General features: G+C 60.5%; 8 protein-coding genes and 1 pseudogene. 5 read left to right on the forward strand and 4 right to left on the reverse strand.

What is annotated here, in order from left to right; genetic code table 11:
- The first annotated feature begins 459 nt into the window (after positions 1–459).
- Both ABYO54_RS09650 and ABYO54_RS09655 read left to right on the forward strand, forming a co-directional pair.
- Positions 460–1,113: a sulfite exporter TauE/SafE family protein gene (locus ABYO54_RS09650; protein WP_372808050.1), complete on the forward strand. Its 654-nt coding sequence runs from the start codon at positions 460–462 to the stop codon at positions 1,111–1,113.
- Positions 1,114–1,312: 199 nt separating this feature from the next.
- Positions 1,313–3,532 (forward strand): heavy metal translocating P-type ATPase, encoded by a 2,220-nt coding sequence (locus ABYO54_RS09655; RefSeq protein ID WP_372808043.1) that lies wholly within the window; start codon positions 1,313–1,315, stop codon positions 3,530–3,532.
- Between the two features lie 18 nt (positions 3,533–3,550).
- On the opposite strand, the gene ABYO54_RS09660 is transcribed toward ABYO54_RS09655, so the two are convergent.
- From ABYO54_RS09660 to ABYO54_RS09675, 4 genes are all read right to left on the reverse strand, one after another.
- A complete protein-coding gene (locus ABYO54_RS09660; RefSeq protein ID WP_372808044.1) occupies positions 3,551–4,561 on the reverse strand; it encodes a hypothetical protein in 1,011 nt (336 codons plus the stop codon).
- Position 4,562: 1 nt separating this feature from the next.
- Positions 4,563–5,687 (reverse strand): hypothetical protein, encoded by a 1,125-nt coding sequence (locus tag ABYO54_RS09665; protein WP_372808045.1) that lies wholly within the window; start codon positions 5,685–5,687, stop codon positions 4,563–4,565.
- Complete coding sequence (locus ABYO54_RS09670) at positions 5,688–6,041, reverse strand: hypothetical protein (RefSeq protein ID WP_372808046.1); 354 nt, start codon at positions 6,039–6,041, stop codon at positions 5,688–5,690.
- 168 nt (positions 6,042–6,209) lie between these two features.
- The gene (locus ABYO54_RS09675; protein ID WP_372808047.1) at positions 6,210–6,722 is read right to left on the reverse strand and encodes a hypothetical protein; all 513 of its coding nucleotides are present in this window, start codon (positions 6,720–6,722) and stop codon (positions 6,210–6,212) included.
- A gap of 293 nt (positions 6,723–7,015) precedes the next feature.
- Here ABYO54_RS09675 and pilM point away from each other — a divergent pair, with 293 nt between their 5' ends.
- The 3 genes and pseudogenes from pilM to ABYO54_RS09690 form a co-directional block, all read left to right on the forward strand.
- Positions 7,016–7,930, forward strand: coding sequence for a pilus assembly protein PilM (gene pilM / locus ABYO54_RS09680; protein WP_372808048.1), 915 nt, complete (start codon positions 7,016–7,018; stop codon positions 7,928–7,930).
- Complete coding sequence (locus ABYO54_RS09685) at positions 7,930–8,556, forward strand: PilN domain-containing protein (protein ID WP_372808049.1); 627 nt, start codon at positions 7,930–7,932, stop codon at positions 8,554–8,556. The genes pilM and ABYO54_RS09685 overlap by 1 nt, the downstream gene beginning before the upstream one ends.
- Positions 8,553–9,420 (forward strand): annotated as a pseudogene (locus ABYO54_RS09690) (hypothetical protein); the annotation flags it as partial. The gene ABYO54_RS09685 and the pseudogene ABYO54_RS09690, both read left to right, overlap by 4 nt.

Here is a 9,420-nt window from a genome sequence, read left to right on the forward strand (position 1 = left end):
GCAGGCGGGCCGCCTGCGGTACGTATCGTGGCCGGCTCGGGCGCGGGCTTATCCGGGGCCTCGGTGTCAGGTAGGGCCGCCGCTTCGAGGTGGCTCAGCCGATGCCCAGTGGGCTCGGGCTACGCGCCCGTTGTTTTTTGGAAGGTCGCAGGCTCTGCGACCAAGGCTCGGAGCCCGTGCCCCTCCGCACACGAACCCGCCCTGACTACGGTTTCCATTCCGGGGTGCGGGTGATGGAAAACACCGGATCGGAGTCCGGCGCTACGTGGCCCCGGTTCCTACGCCGGGGTGTGCGCGGCGGAGGTCAGCACGCTTATTTCATTATTTTGCGCAAATACCCAGGCGGGTGGGTGTGGCCCCACCGTTGCCGCCGTCGGTTCCCGAAGATCTTTTTTCTATGGGGTTGGCTGATTAGGTGATAAACTCCCATGCATTATGAATGAACTGATTGCGGCCATTATGTTGGGAGCAGGGTTGGGGTGGGTTGCCATACCGCACTGTTATGCCATGTGTGGACCCCTCCACATCTCGGTCTGCGCGTTGCATCGCGAGAAAAGCCTTAAGGCGCTGTCGCTCTTCAACCTTGGCCGGATCGTGGGCTATACGTTGGCGGGGTTCTTGTTCGGGGCCTTTGGCGAGTTCATCGATATCGGGCCGGCGCACTATTGTTGCCAGGAGGGCCAGCACCCGTTGCGCGGCGCGTTGCTTTCGTTGCTGTTCCCCGGCGTTATGATGTTTTTCATTGCCTTTTACGCCTTCCGCAGAAAGGGGCTCAAGGCCCCGAAGACCAGCTGGATGTCGAAGTTTTTCAGCGGCGGACTGGGCAAGCTGACCGCGGGCGGCGTCTGCACGTCGCTGATTCCCTGCGGCATGCTCTACGCCGCGTATGCGATGGCGGTCGGGCAAGGCAGCTGGTGGAAGGGCGGCGGTTTCATGTTCGCCTTTGTCGTGACCCAGACCTTCTTCATGCAACTCGGCATCTCCTTGGGCCGCCTCGTCGACAAGACGTGGGGCGCCCGCTTCGAAAAGGCCTTCCCGTGGATTTGCCTGATTGTTGGAACGGTCTATATCCTGATGTTTGTCTCGAGGCTGCTCCCGAATGCAGCGGGATAGGGGGAATTCATGGATCGACGGATTAAGGGATGTTTTTTGACGGGCGCGGTCCGCCGTGCTTCGGGCCGGCCGCAGCAATCGAAACCTCCACGGCTTCCTCAACCCAACCATCCCCTTTGAAATGGCGGATCATTGCATAGTTTGTAACCGGAGCGTTCCCGGCGGGGAGGGGGAGTTTTGCTGCCCCGGCTGCGCGGCGGTGTGGACGATCGTCGGCAAGATGGGGCTCGATGGCTCGGAGCGCGATGAACGAATTGCCCAATTGCTCGAAGGGGTCTTCCCCGGCGGCGAGGAAAGCGCGGCCGCCGAATCCGCGATCGAAGGCGGCGAGGAGCTCTGCTTCCTCGTGGGCGGGATGGTTTGTCCCGCCTGTTCGTGGCTGGTGCACAACAGCCTCGGCAAGCTTCGGGGGGTGGGAAACGTCAACCTGAACTTTATCGCCGAGACCTGCACGCTTTCCTACGATCCAATGGTGATCGGCCGCGACGATATCGCCGCCAGCGTCGAGCGGCTGGGATACAAATTCTACGAGGGGGAGGACGCGAAGCGCGACGGGTTCGACTATTTCCGCTTTGGAGCGGGCTGGTTCTTTGCGCTCAACAACATGATGATCTCGTTCGTGGTCTACTCGGCCGAGAGCTGGGATGTTCCGTATGCGATGCAGCTGGTTTGCTCGATCCTGCTCGCGGTGTTCGGCACGTTGGTCCCGCTCTATGCCGCGCGCACCACCATGATCTACGGTTTCCGGCAGATCGCCCTGCGCCAATACCGGATGGAGAGCCTGGTGGCGCTCTCGACGACGGCCGCCTGGATCTATTCCGTCTATGCGATGGTCACGGGCGATTTCGCGCGGCTCTATTTCGACGTCGTGGCGCTGCTGCTGATGCTGATCGAAACCGGCAACCTGATCTCCGGCTCGTTCTATAAGAAGCTGAGCCGCCGCGTCGGCTCGCTCTCGTGGCAGCTCCCCAAGAAGGCGCGGGTCGGCGACGACGACTATGCCGCCGTCGAAGAGCTCGATCCGGGCCGCGAATTCGTTGTGCAGCGCGATGAGTTCGTGCCGACCGACGGGATTCTGATGGCCCCGGCGGAGTTCGACTTCAGCCTCATTACCGGCGAGAGCCACGGCGTGGCGCTCGAGCAGGGGCACTATGTCGGCGCCGGCGCCAAGCTGCTTTCGGAGGGGGCGCACCTGTCGGTTCCCGCTTCCGGGCGGAGCAACCTGATCCAGAAGATTGTCGAAAGCACCATCGAGGCGTTCAACACCCGCAAGGAGCAACTCTCGTTCGGCGACCGCATCAGCCAATGGTTCGTGCCCGTCGTGGTGGGGGTCGGGCTGTTGGTGCTGGTCGGGAACCTGGCCCTGGGCGATCGCGGCGACGCCATCATCCGCATGCTCAGCGTGTTGATCGTCGCCTGTCCGTGCGCGTTCGGGATTGCCGAGCCGCTGGTGCTCACCGCCGCGATTGAAAAGGTGCGGGGGCTGGGGATCCAGATTTTCAACGGGGCGGTGCTGGCGCTCAAACCGTCCGTGGTCGTGTTCGACAAGACCGGAACGCTCACTCGCGGCGCACCGGAGGTGCACAAGGTGGTTTGGCTGGTCGAGCGCAAGCAGCACCTCCTCGATGTGCTGGCGTCGCTAGAAAACGGCATCGAGCATCCGATTGCGCGGGCGCTGGCCCGGTTGGGGAGCCCCCGTCCCGTTCAGGAGCGCACCGTTGCCCGGACCGTGGTTTCCGCCAAGCTGGATGGGACGCACTATCTTTCCGGCAGCGCCGACCTCTACCCCGATGTCGGCATTCCGCCGGATTTGAAGGAGTCGACCATCGTGATGTTCGGCGATGCGGACACGTGCTATTGCATTGTTGGCCTCAAGGACGCGCTGCGCGAAGAATCGAAGCAGCTGGTTTCCGATCTCGTGGAGCAGGGCGTGCAACCGCTGATCTTTTCCGGCGACCGCCAGGCCGTTGTCGAACAGGTGGCCAACGAGCTGGGCATTGCCGGGTTCCATGGCGAAATGGGCTGCACCGACAAGCAGGCGGCGATCGCCGCGCTACAGGAGCAGGGCAAGGCGGTCCTAATGGTGGGCGACGGCATAAACGATGCGCAGGCGCTGGCGGCGGCCGATTTCGGGCTGGCGGTTTTTTCCGGCCAGATTCCCGCGAAGATGAGCGCGGACGGGGTCTTCATGGTGCCCGAGATCGGCAAGTTGCGCGACCTGCCCTTCATGCAGCGCAAGGTGAGGCACAAGATCCGCCTGAACTATGGCTGGGCCTTCCTCTACAACATCGTCGGGATGTTCTTGGCCGGGGTGGGGTGGCTCTCCCCGAAATATTGCGCCGTCGGCATGGTGTTCTCCAATCTGGTCGTCATCTGGAACTCCATGCACGGCATGGCGCTTCCCGGGAAGAGAACGTAGCGCGACCCCGCAGGCGGGTTACTTGCCGGGGAAGAGATTGACCGTTTTCGACGTATCCGGTTCGACGCTGCTTCCCCAGGAAACCTTTTTGGAGAGCGAGGAGGGTTCCGTCAGTTCGCGCCAAACCATTTCGCCGTTGTCGGCCTTGATGCCGACGCGGAACCAGGCTCCGATCACCTTGCCCTTGCGCTGGCGGCTGTGGTCGTCCCAGTCGCCGAAGCCTTCGATGGTCTCGGTGGCTTCCTCAATTGCTTCCGCCTCTTCCTCGTCCTCTTCCTCGTCGTCCTCCAGATCGTCCTCGTCTTCCTCGCCGTCTTCGCTCTCTTCGGTCGAGGTGGAAACCAGAACGGAGCGATCGAGCTGGTGGTTGGCGACGATGGCGCATTCGGAATACATGGTGATTTCCTCGCGCGGGATAATGATTGGAATGGTTTCGGAAAGGAAGCGCACCTTGTTGGTGGTGGTGACGTCAGTGTATACGTTCTGGGAACTGATGAGCAGGCTGTCGGGCATGGCGTAGATTTCCTGCTCGTAGAAGACCTTGCTTTCGACCACGAGGTTTTCAATCGGGAACGAATTCTGGTTGCGGAACGAGATTTCGAAGCCATCGGCCTCGAGCAGGACGGCGCTGTATTCTTCGTAGTCGTCGATCATGATGATCTTGTGGTTCGGGGTTTTCTTCCCGGCGACCTGGACGGCGTCCATGTAGTAGGGGGTAATGGTCTGCTCATACTTCAGCTGCCCCCAGGTTCTTTTCCTCACCGCCATTTTGAAGTTCATGGTGGACTGGAACCCCTGAACCTGGTTCCAGCGGATGATGTATTCCTGATCCTCCGGGCTGAAGCTTTTGAGCGGGACGCGCCCCTTCTTTTCGAGCGTTACCTGCTTCCCTTCGAAATCGTATTTCAGGATGCGGTCTTCGAGGGTTTGGCCCTCGGCGTTGGAAAAGGTGTGCGTTTCGTTTTTCTGCGCCGTGGCGGCGGCCGTCAGCACGGCGAGGGAGAACAGTTGGACAAGGATTCGTTTCATCTTACATTCCCTCTCCGGTCATGTTGGCTTCGTCTTCGGCAATCGCCTCGAGCACATCGTCGATGGTCTGCCTGAGTTGGTTGTCGACCTGGGGCATCCCCTTGAGGTCGCGGTAGCGCGCGCCCGTCATTTTGGCCAGGCTCTGGAATTTGGCATCGGAGGTGAGCAGCGAGGCCTTGGCGCTTTGGTCCACCGTTGCGCCGTCGCCCTTGAGCATGACGAAGTTGAGTTGCGGCATGCCGAGCTGGCGGTAGTTGTCCATCACCATCACGAAGAACGATTCGAGCACTTCATCGAGGGTGTAGCGCGTTTGCTCGGGCATGACGCCGACGGACTTGTAGTCGTTCGCCAGCGGGGGGGAGGGGAGCTCGACTTCGTTGTCGATCAGGATTTCATCCCAGTCGCGGACGACCTTGGGCTGTAGGTCGGCATCCTGGCGCGACTGGTTTTCGAGTTGAAGCATCTTGAAGGCGACCTTGCGCAGCTGGGCAAACTCGCCGGTATATTCTTCCCAGTCCTGCTTGAACCCCTCGTCCTTGAGAAAGAACTCGATGCGTTTTTTCTGGTATTGCGCGAACATGTCCTTGCGCAGGAAATAGGAGATGCCCAGTTGGGCCGAGGTGACGTTGCCCCAGTCGGCACTGAGCACGAAGATGATTTCGGGTTTCATTTCGACGGCCGCCTGGAAGCCCTTGAGCCAGCCGGTGATGTCGGTCGTGGACATGGGGATGTCGTATTGCCGCCGCGGCGTGTAGTTGGATTCGCGCCCGGCGAGCCCGACGAGCGAGAGGTTGGTGTTGATGCCGCCGACCCACTCCAGCGCGTTCGTTTTGGCGGACGGGGAGGCGGGGACCATGTTCTGGGTGAACAGGGATACGTTGTCCTCGTCGAACAGCACGACGTTGAACAGGGTGGCCGAGCGCATGTTGCCGATCACCTCGCGCAGGTCCTTTTGCACCATGGCATAGGATTCGAGCCCTCCGCGTTCGTCGTAGAGCATCGATCGGGAGGTGTCGACCACCACCACGACCTTTTCGGCTTTGCCGCGCGTTCCGAAGAAGTCGACCGTGGAGATGCCGAAGGATACATCGCGGTATTTCGAGTTGAATTCGAGGGTCCGGTCCATCTACACGAAGTTGGTGTAGCCGCCCTTGAAGGTCGGCATCGGGGCCATCTTCACGTATTCGCCCTGCTCGGGAATGTTGACCATCTGGGGGGCATTGGCCGTAATGCGGGAGGTGGTTTGCAGCTTCGGCTTGCTCATCTGTTCGATGAACGGTTCGGTTTTGACGGGCATCTGAAGCTTGCGCCGTTCGAGCTTGGGCTTGGACTCCTCGACCTGAAGCTCCGCGCCCCGCTTTTTGTAGAACTTGAGTGCCACGATGCCGCCCGCCATCAGAATCAGGACCACGTGTATGCCGATACTGATCAGAGCTGCACTCGAATTAACGATCCGTTTTTTCTTTTTTTGGACTTCCATTATCCCCTCGGTTGTTCGCGCACGATTCTCCTATGCCGCGCAGTGTAGTTGATGCGCGTTGGAAAAGTCAAAGAGTATGGACGGTTTTGGTGCACTTTCCGCCGCAATAGCGGGCGCGGGGGGCGCATCGGACCGGGCGTTGCCGGATTGGCGGGGCATGGACCATTCCTACTTCGTTTTCAGGTCGATATAAAGGGTCCGCGTTTCGCCCATATATTCGACGATGGCCCCATGGTCTTCGATCCCCACGAGCATGACCTTGTCCGCGATCAGTTGACCGGGGCGGACCAGTTTGCCGTTGATGATGGCGAAATCGCTTTCTCCCGCGGAGGAGCTGCCGAAGCTGGTGAGTTCGAGTTTGGGCCAACGCCCCTTTTCCAAGCGGTTTCCGAAAAACCGGCTTCCGGGGGCGGCGGAACCGTCCTCGGGGGCGGCGGAGTCCGCGGTATCCGAGCCGCGGGCGAAGGCGGCGGTTTTCGCCTTGAGCGCCGCGAGGTTGAAGCCGGGGGCGTCGTCTCCGGCGTTGGCGGCCTTCATGCCATAGTTCAGGAACATGGCGCCGGCCATGAGCAAACCGGCGATCAGCAGCAACATCGTAACGATCATCGGGCCGCGCGGTGCGGCTTTCTCGTCTTCCATCGGTTCAAGCGATAAGGATGGCTCGTTGCTCAATTCGCTCACAATCAACTCCTGCCCGTAGGTTACCCATTCAAAAATGGTCGATCGATATCATTGGTACAGACCGGCTTTTTAGCAAGAGGGAATTTGGCCGATGATCATGGTATGGATACTGCTTTGGTTGATGCGCATCCGTTTCGGAAAGGAGGCCAGGGGTACGGCCGCCGCCGGTTGCGGGAGAAAGTGGAAACATGAAAGCATTGATTAAGAAAGAACGGGGACCGAGCCGTTCTCAAAAAAAATTTACGGAACTGGTGGGCATCGATTTTGCAACCACGGGAACGAAGGTCGTCCGTATGAGGAATCATAAGGGGAAATTGATCCTGGCCGGAATCGACTTGCTGCCGGCCATCGAATTAGGCGGGGAGGCGGTGCGGCTGCAGCTGCCGCGCAATATGAGCACCTACTACGCAAGTCTGGCCTATACGGCTCCGGCCGCCGTCGTACGGCTGGTCAATGCGCCGTTGCCGGGCGAAGACGAAGCCTTGCCCGAATCCCGGCTGCGGGAACTGCTGAATGTGACCGACGACTTTCGGGTGTCGGCCCAGCTCATCAAGCGGGGCAAGGGGCGGCAGGATTCCAGCTTCTTGGCGGCCGCCGTGCCGCAGAACGAGGTGCGCCAGCTGTTGGGCATGTTTCCGTCGGGCCCGCCGGCTCCCGCGTCTCTGGAGGTTTCGGGCCTGGCGTTTGTTGCCGCGTTTCTCAATGCCCGCGGGGACGAGTGCAAAGACCAGGCGGTCTGCCTGTTCGAGGCGGGCGAGTCGGTCAGCCATTTCGTGTTTCTCAACAACTTGTCGATCGTGCTGGTGGGCAAGCTGCCCTTTGGCGCCCGCATGATGCGTAAAAAACTGGCCGAGGATCTCGGGGTCGATGACGAGCTGGCGGCTTCCATTCTCAGCGACCGCTCCATCAATATTTCATCTTCGCTGGCCAGCGTGTTGGCGCCGCACCTCAAGCAGCTGACCATTTCAAAGGACTTCGTCGAACGGCTCCAGGGGTGCCGGATTTCGAAGGTTTATGTCTCCGGCGGACTCTGCCTGCTGCCGAGTATCTCGGAAGAGGTGGGGCAGATGCTTCATGCCGAGGTCGGCCAATGGAGCCCGTTCGAAAACATCGTGATCGAGAACGAGGCGCTCTCCCCGGAAATGGAAAAACAGGCCACGCGTTTTTCGGCGGCCATCGGAGCGGCAATCGGAGGGTTTCAGGAATAATGAGTATGCCCAGAGTCAATCTATTGCGGAAAAGCGAGCAGCGCCATCAGGGGCTTGTCAGCCGGCGATTCTCCATGATCATTGCCGTGGTGACCCCCATTTTGCTGATTGCCGTGCTCAGCGGCATCAAGGTGATGCAGTATTCCGCAGTGCAATCCGAGCTGAAAACGAGCCAATCGATCTGGGCGGAGCTCGAGCCCAAGCTCGAACTTTACAAGGAAGAGAACCGGGGCCTGGTGACCAATCGGAAGGTGCTCGACCTGTTCGGGCAATGGAAGGCCTCCCGCGGGGCCGTGCTTCGGTTGCTGGACGAGGTTCAGGACGCGGTTCCGGCTAACATCCAATTGACCCGGCTCTCGTACCGGGGGGAATTCCAGGCGGCGATCTATGCCGCCCCGGAAGACCTGGCAATCCGGTATGCTTTTTCAATCGACGGAATCTCGCAAAGCGAACGCGCCGAGAGCGACGTGATCGGTCTGCGCAAGGAGCTGCTGGGTCAGAATCAGATGAGCTCCATGTTCACCTCGCTCAAGTTGGCGTCGTTGCGCAAGCGCGGCGGGGGCGTTGGGGCGGGCGTCAGCGAGTTCCGGCTGGTGGGTGAAACGGACGAGGGGGGTGCCCAATGAGTTTCCAGAATCTAAGCAAGGAGCAGAAGCAGTACGTCTTTCTGGGAGTGTTGGCCGTCGCGGGGTTGCTCTACGGCGCCTTCATCGGGATCCGGGGCAGCCTCGCCTCCGTTCGCAAAGCGAAGGACGAACTCGATGAGTTGACGGGAAAAATCGAACGGGCCGACGCCACGCTGTCGCGCGCCAGGAATACCGGCGCGGAGTTCACGCAAAGCGCGGCCGTCCTCAAGGGGCTTTTCGGCGAGCTCCCGCCGGAGCAGAACTACTATTCCTGGGCCACGGAAATCATCTTTACATCGGGGCGAGCGGCGGGGTTGGAAATCGATGCGGTAGACGAAGTCCGGCGTCCCAAGTCGAAGGGGGATGCCTTGAAAGAAGGCGTTAAATTCGAGTCCTATGCGCTGAAGATCGCGGCCAAGGGGAATCTTGAGGACACGAAGAATTTCATGCGAACGTTCGAGCAGGAACATCCGATGGTTCGTTTTTATGGGCTGGAAATCAGCTCTGGCGCAAATCCGGAAATGCACACCGTTCAGCTGTTCGTGGAATGGCCTGCCCGCGTTGGCGAAGTGGTTGCCGTGTGGGAAGCGGTGGGCCAAAAGCAGATGGAGCTGACGGGGCGCAAAACGGAAATCAAGGCGATTGCCGCAGCGTTGGCCGGGGTTGCGGAAGCTTCCACCGCGGTGGCCGAGTCCGTCCCCGAGCCCGTTGCGGTGGAGCCGAAGATCGAACAGCCCGCCCCGGTGGCGGTGGCCGTTCCTGAAAAGCCCGCGCCGAAACCCGTTGTGGTGGTCGAGCCTGTTTTTGTCGAGCCGGTGATCGAGGAGCCCACCCCGGTGGCGGTGGCCGAGCCCGTTCCCGAGC

Origin of the sequence: Pontiella sp. (assembly GCF_041622395.1) — a bacterium.
Taxonomy (GTDB): Bacteria; Verrucomicrobiota; Kiritimatiellia; order Kiritimatiellales; family Pontiellaceae; genus Pontiella.

What these genes read in the sequence shown, in the direction of transcription:
- ABYO54_RS09650 (WP_372808050.1), top strand. Translation starts at nt 460, where the DNA reads ATGTTGGGAGCAGGGTTGGGGTGGGTTGCCATACCGCACTGTTATGCC.
- ABYO54_RS09660 (WP_372808044.1), bottom strand. Translation starts at nt 4,561, where the DNA reads ATGAAACGAATCCTTGTCCAACTGTTCTCCCTCGCCGTGCTGACGGCC.
- ABYO54_RS09665 (WP_372808045.1), bottom strand. Translation starts at nt 5,687, where the DNA reads ATGGACCGGACCCTCGAATTCAACTCGAAATACCGCGATGTATCCTTC.
- ABYO54_RS09670 (WP_372808046.1), bottom strand. Translation starts at nt 6,041, where the DNA reads ATGGAAGTCCAAAAAAAGAAAAAACGGATCGTTAATTCGAGTGCAGCT.
- pilM (WP_372808048.1), top strand. Translation starts at nt 7,016, where the DNA reads ATGAGGAATCATAAGGGGAAATTGATCCTGGCCGGAATCGACTTGCTG.
- ABYO54_RS09685 (WP_372808049.1), top strand. Translation starts at nt 7,930, where the DNA reads ATGAGTATGCCCAGAGTCAATCTATTGCGGAAAAGCGAGCAGCGCCAT.